This is a genomic window from Paenibacillus sp. FSL H7-0737, assembly GCF_000758545.1.
Lineage (GTDB): Bacteria > Bacillota > Bacilli > Paenibacillales > Paenibacillaceae > Paenibacillus_AQ.
The window spans coordinates 3,939,145-3,956,876 of sequence record NZ_CP009279.1; the positions used below are offsets into that span (position 1 = coordinate 3,939,145).

Below are 17,732 nucleotides of genomic sequence, written 5' to 3' on the forward strand. Positions count from 1 at the left end.
GGTTGTCCCAAAACCATTTGCATGATTGTTAAGACAGCCTTTTTTTAATTTGAGCTATAGTGGTTGACAGCAACTCTTAAATTTTTTCCCGCTTCCGCAGAGACATGGATCATTTCTACCTGGAAGTGGTTTGGCACTTTTCCTGAACTCCAGCATCTGCTCCGATTTAAGTCGGTTTGCTAGCAGTATCATCCGTTCATAGGCATATGAGTAGAACATTTTATAGCTATGGCAGAAATAATCAACCTCAGTACGATCATGAACATCAAGCCAATTCCGGTTGCGCGGGCATCCCCCATTACAAAAGCTAAGATACTCACACTTATAGCATGATTCATTCATATTGGGTTTCATTAACAAAAAGTCATCATATATGGGGCTGGTAAGCAATGCTTCAAGGTCGGTATGGCCAATATTTCCTAACCTGTGCTCTTCATCAATAAAGAAATCGCAAGGATAGGCATCCCCGTTCGTTTCAAGCACCATCATCTTCGGGCAGCATGAGTTGTGGACGCATAACTCCGCCTCACGATGCATGAATACTAGAAGCATATTCTCAAAAATACGAATGGGAAGCTCCGGATACCCCTCGTTGTACCACAGATCAAATGTACGGCATAAAAACGCTCCGTATTGTTCAGGTGTAATTCGAAAGCGGCCAGGCATATCACTCTTTTGTGAGACAAAATCCATGCAAGGGATAAACTGAATATAAGGAAATTGTTGTTCCTGGTAGAATGCCATCAATTCGTCTGGTTTCATCACATTATCTTCATGAATCACCGTCAGAGTACTATATTCCACACCTTCATTCTGTAGATGGCGAATCCCACGCATAACTAGATCATAACTACCTTTCCCCGAACCCGTTATACGATGTGCATCATGAATGGTCTCAGGACCGTCCACACTAATCCCAACCAAAAAGTTGTACCGTTTAAAAAATTTCGCCCAATTCTCATGAATTAGCGTTCCGTTGGTCTGCAGCGCATTACTGATCATCGTATGAGGTGGAGCATACTTAGCTTGGAGTGAAATCACGCGTTCAAAATATGGAAGTCCGGCTAATAGCGGCTCCCCTCCCTGCCAAGAGAACGTCGCTATACCAGATGATCTTTTCATGTACTGAGCGATAAACCGCTCCAGAAGATCCGTATCCATCACTCGGATCGGTTGGTGAGGATATCCCCCTGCTGTGCTGTAATAGCAATAATCACAGGTTAAATTGCAATCCTCTGAGACGGTTTTCCACATGACATGAAGAGTCTCAGGCCTTGAGGTCTGTATGCAAGTTGTCATACAATTCTGCCCCTCCTATATAAATACAACCTTTAGGAAACCTATTTCCTATTTCTTCAATTAAATCATAGGTATGTACATCAACGATGAGTAAAACATCATAGTTTGTCGAATATATAGAGATAAAAAAATACACTCCTCATTGTCTGTCGAGACAATGGGGAGTGTATTTTCTTTGAATATAAATTAAGTATTAACAGACACTGTTTCTTTAATTACGGACGTATTCCTTATTCGCTGTTTCCAACATTGATTTCCAATCCGCAAATTTAGTCTCTCTAACTACATGACGATCAAAAAGTTCATCAGGTATGTCAGCAACATCTTCTTCTGTCTTTACTTGAAAGTTTCCTTTCGTTACAAACTCATCGAAACTTTTGTAATTGGAATACTTACTCATAAACGCTTCATTAAACAATTTCTCGAAAGAGATGTGATTGGGATCTTCTTGATACGTTTTCTGTCCTTGTAACTCATTCATCAATTCTTCCATGGTCATTGGTTTTTGTCTTCTCAAATTACCACTCCTAATTTTCTGTTATAGTTGTAGAATATCATGTTAATCCATAAATCACACGAATCCTAAGCTTACCATAATTTTCGCTATTTCACCTTTCAAATTTCACTTAATATGCAAATGATCCGCCTCTATACTTAAAATACAACAAAAAACCTCCCTTATTCATAAGGAAGGCTCTTATTATTAGGACAATTTCACCAAACTGTAGTTTTTCTTACCCTTACGGATAATGATAAACCGGCCCCCGATAGCTTCGCTAGCTGTAACATCCAGAGCTACGTCGCTAACTTTCTCACCATTCATGGAGATTGCTCCTTTGGTGATATCCTCACGTGCTTGACGCTTGGACGGCTCGATACCGAGATCAACCAACCACTCTACGATATTTTTAGATTCCAGTGTAGTTTCGTAGGTCGGCATTTCCTTGAAGCCTTGCTCGATCTCATCAGCAGTCAGGGATTTGATATCTCCGCTGAACAGAGCAGCAGTAATACGTTTAGCCTGCTCCAGCAATTCTTCACCATGCACGAATCTGGTCATTTCTTCAGCAAGTGTTTTTTGTGCTTCGCGTTTATGCGGTTCAGTCTGTACTTTTTCCGCAAGTGCATCAATTTGCTCTTTAGATAGGAATGTAAAGTACTTCAAGTATTTCACAACATCACGGTCATCAGTGTTCGCCCAGAACTGGTAGAACTCAAACGCAGTCGTTTTGTTTGGATCGAGCCAGATTGCCCCTCCAGCTGATTTACCGAATTTTGTTCCATCAGCTTTCAACATAAGCGGGATCGTTAGACCGAATGCTTTTGCTTCAGGTCCTTCTTTTCTACGGATCAGATCCAGACCGCTTGTAATGTTGCCCCATTGATCGGAGCCACCAATTTGGAGCTGCACATCTTCATGCTGGTACAGATGCAGGTAATCTAGGGATTGCAGGATTTGGTAGGAGAATTCAGTAAAGGAAATTCCGCTGTCCAATCTGCTCGCTACAACATCTTTGGCAAGCATCGAATTGATGCTGAAGTTCTTACCATAGTCACGCAAAAATTCGATCACATTGATTTTATGCGTCCAATCGTAGTTGTTCACCATACGAATTTGATTGTCGCCATCAGTAACGAACAGCTTTTTCATTTGTGCGGTAAGCGCATCTACGTTAGCTTGGATTTGCTCCAGTGTCTGCAATGAACGCTCGGATTGTCGTCCACTTGGATCACCTATCGTACCTGTAGCACCGCCAATTAGCATAACCGGACGATGTCCTGCAAGCTGGAATCTTTTGAGTACCATGAACGGAATCAAGTGACCAATATGCATACTGTCACCCGTCGGGTCTACACCGCAGTACACCGAAACGGATTTCTGGTTGGTCAATTCTCTAAGCCCTTCGGCATCGGTTTGTTGATTGATGGCATCGCGCCATTCTAGTTCATCGATAATATTCATTGCCTAACACCCCTTAAAGTAGTAGATATCCTATAACGAATCATCAGTCCGCCAAGCGAATATAAGGATAGTTGATGAAGAGAAACTTATAAATCCTTATATTTAAAAACAAAAAAATCGTCCCCTTGTCTATTGTAGACATAGGGACGATTGAATAACCGTGTTACCACCCAGATTGCACCAATGAAACGCTAATGCTAAAACACAGCATTGATGCCACTCGTGACGAGATATCGTTCGCCATTCCGCTCGGTGTTAGCCGAGATACTCCAAAGTGTAATTCGTACTCTTAGTGTGTACCGGGTTTCATCAACCCCCGGCTTTCTGAAACAGGGACTAAGCTACTACTGGGCTTCTTCAACGTATATCGTATATAAGATTACAGCCAGTATAGTGAAATAATTCTTCAATGTCAACATCTTAAGCTGAGAATGCCGAGACACACTCCTGCTGTGATGCACTACTAGAGGGCTAAGGTATTACTTCATTTTCAACGTAGATCAGTAATACTCCTTGTTGCCCGTGTTACAATCCGCTTCGTTTCCTTGGAATCCGAAGAAATTAACCACTTCTCACTAAGCTGTTGCACCCAGTCTGGATTGCTTTTACTCGCATCGTTCAACCAATTACTTACAGAATCCTGAACGTATTTTGCCGGATCTGACTTAAGTGGTTCTAATAATGGAAGTGCTATTGCTGGGTTTTCTTTTAGCGCAGTAATATGCTTCGCCCATACCCCATGTGGCCGCGTCAATTCGATTGCATATCTCCTTATGTTCGTATCTTGATCATGAACCCAGCTCTCTAAGAACTTAATGGATTCATCCAATTCTGCAATGACCGATTCCCTTAAAGCCATCCATGAAATCTCACGTACCCCAAAATGATCATCCGCTGCAAAGGGACGGATATCCATTAGCTTTTGCGATAGACTTAAAGATTGATTTAGACCGATCATATAGGCAGTCCAACAGCGGACACTATCGGAACGATGCTGTGCTAATGCTGAGAATACTCGGACTTGTTCCACCTCTGATTTGCACTCCAATACCTGTTGCCACTCCCGCGCGATAGCCGGTATGAGCTTCATGATTTTCTTTTCCGATGAATCGCGAAGCCTTTGTAAAATTGGTTCGGATTTCTGTCCAAAACCTAGCTCGTCCAGTACATTTTCTATCAAGACCATATGGTCCACAGCAAGCCATTCCGTTAGATTTACAGTCTGTAATTGTCCTTTATGCAATAGCCCTACAACATCAGCAGGAATATCGCTAACTTTTCGAGCTCCCTTCCTATGCTCCATATAAATCTTCCCTTCACCTATGATTTTAAAGGCTTGGATAACCTTCTTCTTTTATCTAGGATACGGGTATTTCTAACCATAAAGATGTAATCTCATTTACAGCTCATAATCTTTATAAATTTCTTTCCAAAATCTTATCATGATGGATACGTATAGTTTTGAACCCAGTCTGAAGCACCTCAGCTTTTACCAATTCTTGCAATGCCACAGTAACCGCTTCTCTGCTCGCACCAATCAAATTGGCGATTTCTTGATGTGATAGTGGAACATTGATTTTATAATAATTATCCTCACTTTTAACGCCTAGTTGATCCGATAGCTTTAAAAGAACACACAATATTTTATCATGCAGATTTCCGATGGCTAGGTTTTGAGTTAACTGACTCATACTTTTTATACGATCGCTCAATACTTGCATTAACGACATCAAAAATCTAGGTCGAGTAGCTACGAAATCTTCAAATCTTACAGGATCAATTGTACAGATATGACACTCTTCCATGGCTTCAATGTAATGATCTTTGGTTCCAAACGAAATCACGTTCATTTCACCAAAAACATTACCCTCACTCAGAATATCCGAAGTAAACTGCTTCCCATCCGCATTCAATCGGTATAAACGCACCTTTCCTTTTTTCACAAAAAATAATCCTTCAGAGAAGTTGTCGGTGTCTGGATATATGTATTTTTCGGGACTACTGTTATTCGAGTTAACTCTTCCATTTCCATTAGATCTTCCAGCGCTAACGATTGAAGCAAATTGAATTGAGATAAATAATGAATAGTCTCCATTGCTCCTCCCTTATATAACGTTATTCGTTATTTTAGTATACCGCACAAAAAAAGCCACGTCCTAAGGACGCAGCTTATTCGTTAAAGATTACTTGCTTCCCAGCGTGCTACTTCTTCACGAACACGAGGAGCTACTTCTGTTCCCAGCAGTCTAATCGCCTGCATAACATCATCATGAGGCATTGTACCGTGGGGCATATGTAAAAAGAATCGCGTAATTCCAACATGCTTGCGAAGATGAATGATTTTGTTCGCAACGGTTTCTGGATCACCTACATACAAAGCGCCATCAAAGCTGCATGCTGCATCATAATCGGAACGATGGTATGGGGGTGTCCCTTTTTCCTTCGCCCGCACATTGGTCCGAGCATGCGTTGAAGGGAAAAATTTCTCCAGTGCTAACTCATTAGTCTCAGCAATAAACCCGTGTGAGTGTGAGGCAATAGGCAGGCTTGAAAGATCATATCCGGCTTCAGCCGCTGCTTTTTTGTAGAGCTGCACATGCTTCGCATAATCAAGCGGTTGAACATTTCCAATAATAGCTAATACAAAGGGTAAACCTAATGCTCCAGTGCGGATCGCAGATTCTGGACTACCTGCACTCCCAATCCAAATCGGTAACGGATCTTGAACCGGACGCGGGTAAATCCCCAAATTGTTTATGGCCGCTCGGTGTTTGCCACTCCAGGTTACTTTTTCCGACTTTTGGATGGCTAATAACAATTCCAGCTTCTCATTAAAGAGTTCTTCATAATCTTTCAGATCATAGCCGAATAAAGGAAAAGACTCTGTAAACGAACCGCGGCCGATCATAATTTCTGCACGTCCATTCGAAATGCCATCTAGCGTTGCAAAATCTTGAAATACACGTACGGGATCTGCTGAAGACAGGATCATCACGGCACTGGTCAACCGAATCTTCGTAGTCAACGATGCAGCTGCCGCTAACACAACCGCAGGTGATGAAGCCGCATAATCATTACGATGATGCTCGCCCACTCCGTATACATCTAGTCCCACCTCTTCGGCAAGTACAATTTCCTCCACTACTTCACGTAGTCGTTCTGCATGACTTATTGTCTCACCCGTTTGGACATCGGGCGTTGTCTCGACAAAGGTACTTATTCCAAGTTCCACTCTCGTTTCCTCCTAAAGTTCTGCACGATGCATTATTCTCTGGATGTAAATGTTTGAATATTCATAATTACATTTAATCAAGAAACCCATTATAATAGGATTCACCGATAATTCCAACTATTTCAGATCCCCTCGATTATTGATCGGTCTGAGGAGCCCTTATTTTAATGGTTTTGGCCATTTTGCGAGATTATCGGACTCAGATGCTGCTTTTTGCTCAAAACCAATACCAAAATGTGTGTTTTTATGGAAATAAGAACTATACGGTCCGAAACTAGTGCGATGTAAGAGCCAAGACAATATTAAAAGACCACTAATCACCTGAAAAACGGAAGTTTAGTGGTCTATTTTTTAACTAGTTCATGTTCCCTATACTCGAGCTTAGGGGCTTATCCAGCGGTTTCGGGGGTTTTCTCTGATTGATTCCAATACCGACTCGACCGAACACAAAGGCTCCGCCTGGAATACGATTCGCTATGTTCATGATGATCGCCGATCCTACCACACATCCGACAAATTGGAGAAGCACACTGAATAGTCCAAGGTTTTGCAACCCGAACGAAGAAGGAAGTTTGACGAATAAAGCCAACAACAACGGGTGAAGCAAATATATGCCGAAGGAGTATCTACTGCCCCACTCCAGCACACGCGGCACTTTTTTCAATGCAGAAGCCACTGTGAAGAGTAGTAGAATCATGCTCATGGCGAAAAGTAACATATCAATTCTCTTGGAACTATGTGCCGTTATCCAGCCTTGCTCATTCACGAATAGCACAAACGCGCCTGTTACAACTGGAAGCACGTAGACAGCTAAACGGAACTGTTTTAATTTTTCCCGGAACCAAGCCTCATTTCGCCCCAAGTAATAAGCCACAGTAAAGTAGAAAATCCACCCCGGAGAGAAAACCCAATACAATTTATCCCAAATATATTGAGCAGCTACCGTATCTACGGGTTTGGTGAAATTGAAAAAACCTAAGTAAACCACATTAATAACGAATGACGCAATCAGTATAGAGCGTGGAGTGAATTTTTTGGCATGCTTTTGAAATAAGAGAAACAAGGCATAAAACTGAAAGATAATTAGGATAAAGTAGCCATGAAAATCGCCAAGTAACCAATGACGCCAGAGAAAGTACCAAAAAGCTTGAAGAAGCGGAATCCCCTCACTGCTCGCCATATCCAATCCTTTTAACCCTGCGTACAAAGCTCCGAAAAAAAAGTAAGGAAGCAAAATATACTTGATCCGTTTCTCCCAAAATTTCGCGGGAATTCCGTCCGGGTATGCAAAAGACAATACGAATTGCGAGATAAATACGAATACCGGTGTGCCAAATGTAAGCAGTAGACCCACTGACTCTACCCAAGGCGTGTTCCCATCGTCATAGACTCGATATAAAGCATGTAACAGCGCTATACTTAAGCAGGCTATACTTCGTAGAACAAACATTTCCGAATTTAATTTTCGTTCCATGGGGATAACCCCTTTCGATATTTGCGATTAATGGTCCACAGCACTGCCTACAGTCAATCGGGCTGCAATCGTCTTCTTGAGTCCCTGGTGAAGATCATGGTGAGGAGACCAGGACATCAACTCGTTTGCTTTACTATTGTTTAAGTAGCTGTGAAGAATATCTCCCGGTCGAGCCTGTTCATAGGTTGTCTGGGATTCCCGACCTGTAATACCGCCTATCATCTCTACAATCGTATTAATGGAGGTCGCCACCCCGCAGCTAATATTTATGATCTGATTATCCGCATTCTCATCTGTACAAGCCGCATTTACAAACGCCTGTGCAACATCCTCAACGTAGACAAAATCCCTGGTCTGTTCTCCATCCCCATAAATCACAAGCTCCTTGCCTTGCTTTATGCGATCCAGAAAAATCGAAACGACACCAGCTTCACCATGCGAGCTTTGTCGAGGTCCATATACATTCGCAAGACGAAGAATGGTGTACTTCAGCCCATGCATGCTGGCAAACATCCGAATATAAGACTCAGGAACACTTTTTGATACCCCATAACAAGATTCAGGATTTAAGGGATGTTTCTCGTCAATGCTCAAATATTCAGGATTACCGTATACAGCGGCCGACGAGGCGTACACGATCTTTTCAACCTGATGCGCCTCACACATCCGCAGGACGTTAAGTGTGCCAACAATATTCACATTCGCATCAAACAATGGATTGCGCTGAGATTCTCTTACGTCAATCTGTGCAGCCAGATGAATAACCACATCCGGTTTCTCACGGATAAAGACTTCACCCAGTGTCTCGTCCCGAATGTCGTACGGATATAAAAGAGCGGAAGGATTTCTATAGAATGAGCCGGAAGCACCCGATAAATTATCTACAATTACAGTTTCGATCCCCTCTCTTATAAGCCGGTCAACAACATGTGACCCAATAAAACCAAGCCCCCCAGTTACTAATACCTTCAAATAAAAAACTCCTTTCGTCCTGTAAAGTGCTCTTTGTACCGTGCATCTGTAGAAAAGTTCACATAAAATACTTAAGAAGAAACGATGTTGTCATCCTTTATGGACGACAACCGTTACTCGTAGAAATATAAGGATGATTTATAACGTGAAACTTAGCCTTATATTTCAAATCAAAAAAATAAAGGAGTGAAGTATATGGCAACTGCACCTATTCCAGATAATTCTGTAACAACGTCCGTTATTGCGGACGGAGCAGTCACTTCTATTAAATTAGATCCTGAAACTAACGGTTACGTGAATGTTCGATCTTATGGAGCTACAGGGAATGGTACCAAAGATGACACCGTCGCGATTCAAAATGCAATTAATGCTGGAAATGCCAAACGCAAGGTTGTTATTTTTCCGCCTGGTGTATATAAAGTCTCTTCCGGCCACATGCGTAACCCTTCAGTCCTAGATTGGTGGTGTCTTCGTATTCCAACCGGAACTAACCTAAGCTTTGAAGCCGGCTCAAAATTGGTGCTTGCCCCTAACCCACCTTCGGATACTCGAGTTCTTGTTATGTTAAATGCCGCAAACATCACGATATCCGGCAGCCTCGAAATAGACGGAAGTGCTTCGACTGTTAAAACAGCCGTCAACGATCAACTTCATGGCTTGTTCATTTCTTCTTCGCAAAATATAACGATCGAATCGGTGTACTCTCATGATTGCTATGGTGATAATATTTTCATTGGAGGGACAGAAGATATCCCATCCGTTAATGTGCATATCGGATATGCGTACTGTGAAACGGCTGGTCGAAAGAACTTTGTAGTCCATTTTGTAGACCAGCTTCATGTCAACAGAGCGGTATTAAATAACAGTCGCGGTGGTGCACCTGGGTTTAATGGCGCCAATTCACTCGATGTAGAACCAGACATCTTCAAGGGAACGCGTAGCTTTTATCAGCGATTCGACTCTTTGACAACAACTGGTTTCGGCAATGATATGACAACTGGGCTTTCAGATGAGATAACGAGACTCTGGACTCTCGACATCGGTTCACTAGATATGCGTGTAAGTGGATCAGTAAGTCCAGCATTGCTGTCCTATGGATTGACGCTAAAAATCAACCATTTATCTATTCGCTCGACGGATCATAAAGCTAATTACGGTCTACAAACGATCTATTCACAATTTATTGATATCGGAAGCGCAAAGTTCGATGGAATCGGCGGCCCTGCGATCTACGCTGCGTTTAATGCTGCTGGAGGAAAACCAAGATTGCATATCGGCTCGTTAGGGATGTACGGCTCGGGTTCCACCTTAGCAAGCGGAGTCCGAATCGACGGAGGAGATCTTTATGTGGGGACGATAGATGCACAGGACTTAACGGGCAGTACCTTACAATTATTCACAACAGAGTCTGACGCGATGGTTACTGTTGACAATATGATTGTCCGTAACAGCGGGACCAATCAAGTCGTGCTAGCGTCATCTTATGGTGCAGCTAAACCCTTCCTGCACCTGAACAATGTAGCAGTGTTTGATACCCGTTCTGTAAAGGTAAAACGCATTCTAGAATTCGAAACATTGGTTGCCATGCAGGGTACTTCTCTTGGTACCTTGTATAATCCGTATGCTTTAACTGAATGGTTCTCTACCTATGGCAACTTCAAACGGGCAGTCCGACTCGTTGGTGGAACATTACTTCCTGCAGTATTTATCGTGGAAGGATCGCCTGAGGGAACGATTACCGCTCCGATTGGCAGTCTGGCTATGCGAACAGATGGTGTAGCGAAAGCCACTTTTTATGTGAAGGAAAGCGGCACTGGTGCTAACGGATGGATTGCTAAGTAATTTTTCAGCGGTTCTGAATACAAGACTCTATCGCATCCATTACGCGTACCAGATCATCATCCGATAAAGAGCTACCAGAAGGTAGACATACACCTTTTGTGAACAATTGATCAGATACACTATGTCCCTCCATGTATGGATAATAGAAGGCGTTCTCGAACAGAGGTTGCAAATGTAGTGGTTTCCATACAGGTCTAGCTTCTATATTGTTGAATTCCAGGCACTTTAAGAGTTGATTAGCGGAGAAGCCTGCGATTTCTTCATCAATCGTTAGCGCACTTAACCAGCGTGTACTGCGACAATTTGGCGCTTCCGGCATGAAATGAAGACCCGGAATGGATCCCAATCGATCTGAGTACACTTGAGAAATATATCTACGTCGTTCGACCTTTTCCTCAAGTAGCTCCAGTTGCCCTCGTCCTATGGCTGCCAAAAGGTTACTTAGCCGGTAGTTATAACCCATTTCGGAATGCTGATAGTGTGGAGCAGTGTCACGTGCTTGGGTAGACCAGAAACGGGCTTGATCTAATGCATCGGTATCATCCGATACAAGCATACCTCCACCTGAGGTTGTAATAATTTTATTCCCGTTGAAAGAATAGATTCCGAAGCGGCCCCAAGTACCACTGGCCTTTCCGTGATAAAAGGCACCGAGGGATTCCGCAGCATCTTCTATTAAAACAATACCGTAACGATTCGCGATTTCTACAATTGGTTCCATGTCTGCGCTCTGTCCGTACAAATTGACAACAACAGCTGCTTTAGGCAGTATCCCTCTATCATTCAAATCCAGGCAGGCCCGCTGAAAGGCTAGTGGACACATATTCCATGTCTCTGGTTCTGAGTCTACGAATACAGGTGTAGCCCCTAAATATAAAATAGGATTGGCACTAGCTACGAACGTGAGCGTCGAACAAATCACGTAATCTCCTTGAGAAACGCCAGCAAGACGTAGTGCAAGATGAATTGCTGCTGTTCCAGAGCTTAACGCAAGTGCACCCTTTGAACCTGTATAGTCGGCCATCTCCCGCTCGAAAGCATCGACTTGCGGTCCGATGGGAGCGATCCAGCCAGAGTGAATTGCATCCTCCAAATAAGCCTGTTCACGTCCACTTACATGTGGTGGGGATAACAAGATTCGTGGTAGAATGCGTGGTTGATGGATACTCATGCCTTGCTCCTTTCTCCATTTGGATGTTTTAATCCAAATGGAATACATATCTTATTGACTTACTTCAGAGCGTGGTCCATGATATTTTGATTCAAGAGAGATGGATGCCGGTAGAGCGGAAAGTAATTCCCCGCAACCCCAGAGTCACAGAGTGCTATCATTCGATCATACACCTCGGGGAAAAATATTCGCTTACCTAAGTAATAGTCTAGTGGTTCTAATTGAGTAGCGAATCTTAGCTTGAACTGAAACAGCTCGTCATTCCCCTTATATCCCCCACCGAGATGGAATTTTTCGTATCCATTCTCCATCCCCCATACGGCTGCTGCGTGGATGAGAAATTTGGTAGGTGACCACTGCAGATAAGCTCGGTCCCAACCGCATAAGTGATAATGCATCCATGGTCGATCAAGAAGTATAATACTTGCCCCTACACTCCTCTCCCCATCCATCGCCTCAAACAGCACTACCCGTCCGTCTGGCAAAAGGCTTGTATCTTCTATAAATTTTCGAGGGAAATAATAAAAGGGATCTGCTTGTAAATCATTTAACGTCCCGTAATATAACTCGATGAAAGGCTCGATCCGATCCTTAAGATCCGACTTTCGAATGGTGAATGGAGCTGACTTTAATTTACGGATATTTCTTTTATGATTGCTGCCATAGTTCTGAATTAGCACTGACTCTGAGCCAACTGTCAAATCCATGTAAGCTGTATTCCGATTGAGCTCCGTAGTAAGCCCTTTTTGGTATTCAGTGGCATTGCCTATAAAAGGATGGAATCTTACAAACTCGGTCATGATCTTTTTCTCTCTGCAGTAATCTGTGAACGTTTCACTGAATTTTCGGTACAACTCTGTTCGTTCCGCTCCTATTGGCACATTAGATATCGGCCCCCCGTATCCATAAGGTGTGCTGATGTCATACCATTCTCCTTCAAGTCCCAGCTGGATGACTGCTGGAAGATGGCTAATGGAGCGAAGTAAGTAAGGATAAATGATGAGCTTCTCACCCTGCTTAAAAACAAACAGTTCTGCCTGTTGATGATCATCATCCTCAAACAGCCGAAAAAAATCTGCAGAAAAATAGATATCCTTACAATCCATCTGATTCAAATAAGCATCCCATTCTTCAGAATGCGCGCTATTAAGCACAATGAAATCACTCATACGTCACCACCTAAAAGTTATGTTAACGACGCTTCCTTGAGGTACTTCGACAAAACTGACTTCGGAAGCATTCGCTGCTAATCCAATATCTTGATCATACGTATACTTTCAGTGCTTAAGCTTAGCGCTTGGTCTCTCTCTCGTAAGAATGCATCGGATGAAAGCAATAACAGCTTTCTCTCCCGGTCAAGGTCGAGTAACACATCGGTTAGTGGATACCCACCGTCCCACTCTCCACTTTGCAGTTGGATGCGAAAATACTGCTCGCCGAGCCGACCCACAACTGAAGTCTTCTGCTTCGTTCTAATCCTAAATGAAGAAAATCCGTATTTTAGATGATGTGCCTCTGCCATTGGGTAATCATCAATAATGTAATTCACTTCTTCATCATCTATATCCGCTCCAGCAGCAATAACATCTGCGCTAGCCGTTAATGAACGATCCAGATCCCTCACATACCAATAAGTACGTCCTTCTTCTACAAAGCCAAGGCGAAGGTACCAAGCATGAGCCTGTTCATTCCATGAGAACACATCCAGTACCAACTTCTTAATATCGTCCCTCTTGGCTAATTTCTCTCCATACGCCATGAGCATTCCGCCAATACCGTCTTTGCGAAACGCCGCATCCACGTTTAAATTATTCAGAACCAATATTTGTTCCATTCTTCGCCATTCTGCGAATCCAATGAGCACTTCTCCAAGATAGGCTCCAATCAACAACGTGGCCGAATGACCTCCACACTTACAAGCCGCTTGTAGATATGCTGGATAACCCGTACAAGCAAATATCGTTTGATTGTACACATGCTCCGGTAAATTGCTCTTCAAGAGCCGGCATGCATGATGTATATCGTCTTCATGCAGCGGTCTAAACTGCACACTCATGCCTGGCCCTCCTTTTTATTCAGCCTATACTCATCCAGAGGCAGGCTATGCCGACCTGGATTGGCTACAACATCATCTTGGCGAATCACCTTCAAGACGGTCTTGCATAATATCAGCGCATCAAGTCTGAAACTTAAACTCTCGACATAGGTGACATCATACGAAAGCCGGTCTTTCCACGACGAAGTATTGCGTCCTGAAACCTGTGCTAATCCCGTAATTCCTGGTCTTACTGAGAAACGCAACCTCTCCTGTTCGGAATAGTATGGGCTATAACGCATGAGTAAGGGTCTTGGACCAATCAGACTCATTTCTCCCTTCACAACATTCACCAATTGTGGTAGTTCATCCAGACTTAGCTTCCGGATGATTCCGCCAAATTTGATATATCGTCGCTCATCTGGTAACGGCTGACCCTGCGTGTCATACAGTTCAGCCATGGTCCGAAATTTGTAGATAAAGAAGGGTTTCTCTCCCCGCCCTGGTCGTTGCTGCTTGAACAAGATTGGGCTTCCAAGCTTCATTCGAATTAACAACGCCACCACAGCCATGACTGGACTAAATATACACAACATAACGATCGCTCCCACAAGATCGAAGCCTCGTTTCATATGGCGATACATGTTAGTACTCCTCCCGCCTTTCTCTTAATCCGTAAAAAGACGTTCCTTCAGTGAGTTCACCTGTTTTAAATCAGCACTCCAGTAGTACACCTTAGTTCTGACTAGCGGATCAGAACCAAAACTGTTGTTGCCTGGAATCTGCTCGTACTTAAAGTCCTCGGAAGTTATTCCCTTGAATAACCAAGCTAAGCTGAGCAAATCACTGTCACTGAAGCTTGTATCAATAATGTCTTTCTTTTCATGGAGCAATAATCCCGCCAGATCCGGAAGATGCTCAGGGCTCAACAGCTTATTGGCCACAGCTCTAACGATATTGAATTGCTCCTCTTGACGACTAAAGTCACCGTTCGGAGTAGAGTAACGCGCCCTAGCAAGGTAGAGAGCATGCACACCATCCAAATGCTGTTCGCCTTTTTTGATGGTAATCTCTGGGGTTATTGTGACATCCTGATCGATTACCATGTCGATCCCACCGATTGAATCGATGAAATCACGAACTCCAGAGAAATTCGTCTTGATGTAATGATGAATGGGAATATTCATAAAGTCGCTCACCGCTTGAATGAGCGTCAACGTTCCTTGCTCATTCCCACCTTTGGACTCACCAACAATATGAGCATGATTAATTTTGGTGTATCCAACATTTTGTACATACACCCTTGTATCGCGCGGTACAGAGACGATGTTCACCTTCCGCTGTTCCGGCATTACATGCACAACCATGATCGTGTCTGCACGCGAGATTTCCCCACCCCACGTATCTGTTCCAATTAATACAACATTAAAGGATGAAGTTTTTTTATCGGTTGCTTCTGGCGATGCTGCTGGTTCAGTCGATGGTAGTACCACGCCATCCGAATTTGCTGGACTTTTCGTAGTCCCATCCGACTGCGTCTTCCCCACAGGTACTGCAGAAATTTTAGAGTTAGGTATCGTTAATGGATTAAGGGCAGCCTTTTGAAATCGCTGCTCAGCATTTAATACCCCTCTAATCCAAATGCCACCAATTACAATCACAATCAGAAAACCAATCAGGGCGAATCTTCCAATTCGCCGCATGACTATTTGCTTTCTTGTGAATTCCTTGTCACTCTTGCCACGCAAACGCAATTTCTTGTTCCATCTACTCATAAACGACTTCATCACTTAGATCCCCGCATGAACTTCGGATTTGATCCGTTCAAGCTCATGAGTAGCCACCTGTGGTTCTTCCTGAAAGCCCGAATAGCTTGGAATAAGCTGCTTTAATAATTTCTTAATCTGATAACTGCTTGGTACAAATTCGTACCGTTTGCACAAATTCTCCAGCACACCAAGGACCAAATTCAATTCGGATCTGGAAACACTTTGAGGCCGGCTGATCATGATGCGATAGTTATTGGTGACCATCAATCCCTCCTCTTCTGTCAGGAGTTCCTCAAATAATTTCTCTCCGGGACGAATGCCCGTGACCACGATAGGGATATCTTTATCGGGTTCTAAGCCCGACAGACGTATTAAATCTCTTGCTAGATCGTATATCCGAACCGGCTTACCCATATCAAGCACGAACACCTCGCCACCTTGTGCCAGTACGCTCGCCTGGATAACCAATTGCACTGCTTCAGGGATCGTCATGAAATACCGCACCATATCCATATGGGTAACCGTAACCGGGCCACCACTCTCGATCTGTCTTTTGAATAACGGAATAACACTTCCCCGACTACCGAGAACATTACCGAAACGGACAGCAGCAAAAACCGTCTTGCTAGATGAATTCTGATCATTAATAATCATTTCTGCCGCTCGCTTTGTAGCTCCCATGACACTTGTTGGATTAACCGCTTTGTCCGAAGAGATCAGAATGAACCGCTTAGCACCATATTTGGCACTCGCTTCCGCTACATTCCTTGTTCCGATAACGTTGTTCTTTACCGCCTCCACCGGATTCATCTCCATAAGGGGCACATGTTTATGCGCAGCGGCGTGATACACAATCGTAGGTCGGAAATTCTGAAAAACACTATCGATCCGCGACACATCCTGAATATCAGCTATGATCGGTTGAATCTTCTGATCGGGATATAACTGGCGTAGCTCTTGTTCAATCAGGTAAATGCTGTTCTCACCATGACCAAGCAGCAACATTTCCTTCGGACGATACGCAGCTAGCTGACGGCACAGTTCTGAGCCAATGGAGCCTCCTGCACCCGTGATGAGAATACACTCACTCCCTAAATTCTCACGAATCTCTTCAGTATTAATCTCAACAGGAGTTCTACCCAGCAAATCATTTACGGACACTTCACGAATTCGATTGACTGCCATTTTCCCGTCCAAAATTTCTGTCATACTAGGCATTAGCTTAATCTGTGCTTTTGTTGATTTGCAGATCTCAATAATCTCCATTAAGTCGTTATGTGGCGCTGTCGGGAGGGCAATAATAATGAACGCAATGTCCAGCTGTTTCACGGCCTCGGGAATGAAATTTCGGTTACCCACAATCGGCAGCCCCATTACTTCCAGCTTTTGTTTGGATGCATCATCATCAATGAAAGCGACCGGATGCATAAATTTGAACCTTGAATGCTTGATATCTTTCGTAACGAGGATTCCTGCTTTACCAGCCCCAACGACTAGAAGATTACCTTCGAAGGCATCCTTCACACCCGTTGTCTCAAATCCATCATTTAGAAGACGTTTAACCATTCGTAATCCAACTATGCCCAGAAACACATAACCCGCTGCAAAATAGATAGAAATCGGTAGTCGATAGGAAGGAATTACTGCATGGGTGGATAGGTTGACAGCAATCACTCCAACGAGGGTTAATACACTCACTTTTAGAAGCTGCAGTAACTCTCTCATTCCAGTGTATCGCCAGATATTGTTATACACTTTGAATCCAAATGAGAAGGCCGCATACACCGCAATGTGAATCAATATTGCCCACGGAAGCATCCACACGTACATCTCAGGGATTTGAAAATCAAACCGAAGTAAAAACACAAGCCACACTGAAGCCGCAATAATCCCTGCATCCAACATGACCAAACGGACGATCCGCATTTTCATCACTTCTTTCTCCCTAATTAACTAAAAATTCATTTACTCGCCT

General features: G+C 43.4%; 14 protein-coding genes, 1 pseudogene and 1 other annotated feature. Of the genes and pseudogenes, 1 reads left to right on the forward strand and 14 read right to left on the reverse strand.

All coding sequences use genetic code 11. The features are described 5' to 3' along the window. Positions 1 to 54: 54 nt before the first annotated feature. From H70737_RS17070 to H70737_RS17105, 8 genes and pseudogenes are all read right to left on the reverse strand, one after another. Entirely contained in the window at positions 55 to 1,299 is a 1,245-nt protein-coding gene (locus tag H70737_RS17070) for an anaerobic sulfatase maturase (RefSeq protein WP_042189058.1), read from the reverse strand. 211 nt (positions 1,300 to 1,510) lie between these two features. Further along, on the reverse strand, positions 1,511 to 1,798 hold the full coding sequence (locus tag H70737_RS17075; RefSeq protein WP_042189061.1) for a hypothetical protein: 288 nt from the start codon (positions 1,796 to 1,798) through the stop codon (positions 1,511 to 1,513). A 204-nt stretch (positions 1,799 to 2,002) separates the two neighbouring features. Further along, positions 2,003 to 3,262: a tyrosine--tRNA ligase gene (gene tyrS, locus H70737_RS17080; RefSeq protein WP_042189064.1), complete on the reverse strand. Its 1,260-nt coding sequence runs from the start codon at positions 3,260 to 3,262 to the stop codon at positions 2,003 to 2,005. Positions 3,263 to 3,401: 139 nt separating this feature from the next. Next, positions 3,402 to 3,632: a binding site (T-box leader), on the reverse strand. Between the two features lie 120 nt (positions 3,633 to 3,752). Next, a complete protein-coding gene (locus tag H70737_RS17085; RefSeq protein WP_042189067.1) occupies positions 3,753 to 4,565 on the reverse strand; it encodes a DNA alkylation repair protein in 813 nt (270 codons plus the stop codon). Between the two features lie 112 nt (positions 4,566 to 4,677). Continuing rightward, positions 4,678 to 5,357: pseudogene (locus H70737_RS17090) on the reverse strand (Crp/Fnr family transcriptional regulator). 81 nt (positions 5,358 to 5,438) lie between these two features. Then, the gene (locus H70737_RS17095; RefSeq protein ID WP_042189070.1) at positions 5,439 to 6,494 is read right to left on the reverse strand and encodes an LLM class flavin-dependent oxidoreductase; all 1,056 of its coding nucleotides are present in this window, start codon (positions 6,492 to 6,494) and stop codon (positions 5,439 to 5,441) included. Between the two features lie 355 nt (positions 6,495 to 6,849). Further along, a complete protein-coding gene (locus tag H70737_RS17100) occupies positions 6,850 to 7,968 on the reverse strand; it encodes an acyltransferase family protein (protein ID WP_052404327.1) in 1,119 nt (372 codons plus the stop codon). Positions 7,969 to 7,995: 27 nt separating this feature from the next. Further along, a complete protein-coding gene (locus tag H70737_RS17105) occupies positions 7,996 to 8,940 on the reverse strand; it encodes an NAD-dependent epimerase/dehydratase family protein (RefSeq protein ID WP_042189073.1) in 945 nt (314 codons plus the stop codon). A gap of 195 nt (positions 8,941 to 9,135) precedes the next feature. On the opposite strand from H70737_RS17105, the gene H70737_RS17110 reads away from it, so the two are divergent. Next, positions 9,136 to 10,782: a glycosyl hydrolase family 28-related protein gene (locus tag H70737_RS17110; protein ID WP_042189076.1), complete on the forward strand. Its 1,647-nt coding sequence runs from the start codon at positions 9,136 to 9,138 to the stop codon at positions 10,780 to 10,782. Positions 10,783 to 10,786: 4 nt separating this feature from the next. Here H70737_RS17110 and H70737_RS17115 read toward each other — a convergent pair whose 3' ends face one another. The 6 genes from H70737_RS17115 to H70737_RS17140 form a co-directional block, all read right to left on the reverse strand. Then, the gene (locus H70737_RS17115) at positions 10,787 to 11,953 is read right to left on the reverse strand and encodes a DegT/DnrJ/EryC1/StrS family aminotransferase (protein ID WP_042189078.1); all 1,167 of its coding nucleotides are present in this window, start codon (positions 11,951 to 11,953) and stop codon (positions 10,787 to 10,789) included. Positions 11,954 to 12,012: 59 nt separating this feature from the next. Continuing rightward, positions 12,013 to 13,122: a GNAT family N-acetyltransferase gene (locus H70737_RS17120; RefSeq protein ID WP_042189081.1), complete on the reverse strand. Its 1,110-nt coding sequence runs from the start codon at positions 13,120 to 13,122 to the stop codon at positions 12,013 to 12,015. A 77-nt stretch (positions 13,123 to 13,199) separates the two neighbouring features. Continuing rightward, the gene (locus H70737_RS17125) at positions 13,200 to 14,009 is read right to left on the reverse strand and encodes a GNAT family N-acetyltransferase (protein ID WP_042189084.1); all 810 of its coding nucleotides are present in this window, start codon (positions 14,007 to 14,009) and stop codon (positions 13,200 to 13,202) included. Then, positions 14,006 to 14,632, reverse strand: a complete 627-nt coding sequence (locus H70737_RS17130) for a sugar transferase (protein ID WP_156113132.1) — start codon at positions 14,630 to 14,632, stop codon at positions 14,006 to 14,008. Before H70737_RS17130 ends, H70737_RS17125 begins: the two co-directional genes overlap by 4 nt. A gap of 24 nt (positions 14,633 to 14,656) precedes the next feature. Beyond that, positions 14,657 to 15,775: an LCP family protein gene (locus H70737_RS31280; protein ID WP_231573288.1), complete on the reverse strand. Its 1,119-nt coding sequence runs from the start codon at positions 15,773 to 15,775 to the stop codon at positions 14,657 to 14,659. A 3-nt stretch (positions 15,776 to 15,778) separates the two neighbouring features. Then, complete coding sequence (locus H70737_RS17140; protein WP_042189086.1) at positions 15,779 to 17,689, reverse strand: polysaccharide biosynthesis protein; 1,911 nt, start codon at positions 17,687 to 17,689, stop codon at positions 15,779 to 15,781. Between the last annotated feature and the right edge of the window lie 43 nt (positions 17,690 to 17,732).

Coding starts and splice junctions, on each gene's coding strand:
- H70737_RS17070 (WP_042189058.1), bottom strand. CDS start 1,299: ATGACAACTTGCATACAGACCTCAAGGCCTGAGACTCTTCATGTCATG.
- H70737_RS17075 (WP_042189061.1), bottom strand. CDS start 1,798: ATGACCATGGAAGAATTGATGAATGAGTTACAAGGACAGAAAACGTAT.
- tyrS (WP_042189064.1), bottom strand. CDS start 3,262: ATGAATATTATCGATGAACTAGAATGGCGCGATGCCATCAATCAACAA.
- H70737_RS17085 (WP_042189067.1), bottom strand. CDS start 4,565: ATGGAGCATAGGAAGGGAGCTCGAAAAGTTAGCGATATTCCTGCTGAT.
- H70737_RS17100 (WP_052404327.1), bottom strand. CDS start 7,968: ATGGAACGAAAATTAAATTCGGAAATGTTTGTTCTACGAAGTATAGCC.
- H70737_RS17110 (WP_042189076.1), top strand. CDS start 9,136: ATGGCAACTGCACCTATTCCAGATAATTCTGTAACAACGTCCGTTATT.
- H70737_RS17115 (WP_042189078.1), bottom strand. CDS start 11,953: ATGAGTATCCATCAACCACGCATTCTACCACGAATCTTGTTATCCCCA.
- H70737_RS17120 (WP_042189081.1), bottom strand. CDS start 13,122: ATGAGTGATTTCATTGTGCTTAATAGCGCGCATTCTGAAGAATGGGAT.
- H70737_RS17125 (WP_042189084.1), bottom strand. CDS start 14,009: ATGAGTGTGCAGTTTAGACCGCTGCATGAAGACGATATACATCATGCA.
- H70737_RS17130 (WP_156113132.1), bottom strand. CDS start 14,632: ATGTATCGCCATATGAAACGAGGCTTCGATCTTGTGGGAGCGATCGTT.
- H70737_RS31280 (WP_231573288.1), bottom strand. CDS start 15,775: ATGAAGTCGTTTATGAGTAGATGGAACAAGAAATTGCGTTTGCGTGGC.
- H70737_RS17140 (WP_042189086.1), bottom strand. CDS start 17,689: ATGAAAATGCGGATCGTCCGTTTGGTCATGTTGGATGCAGGGATTATT.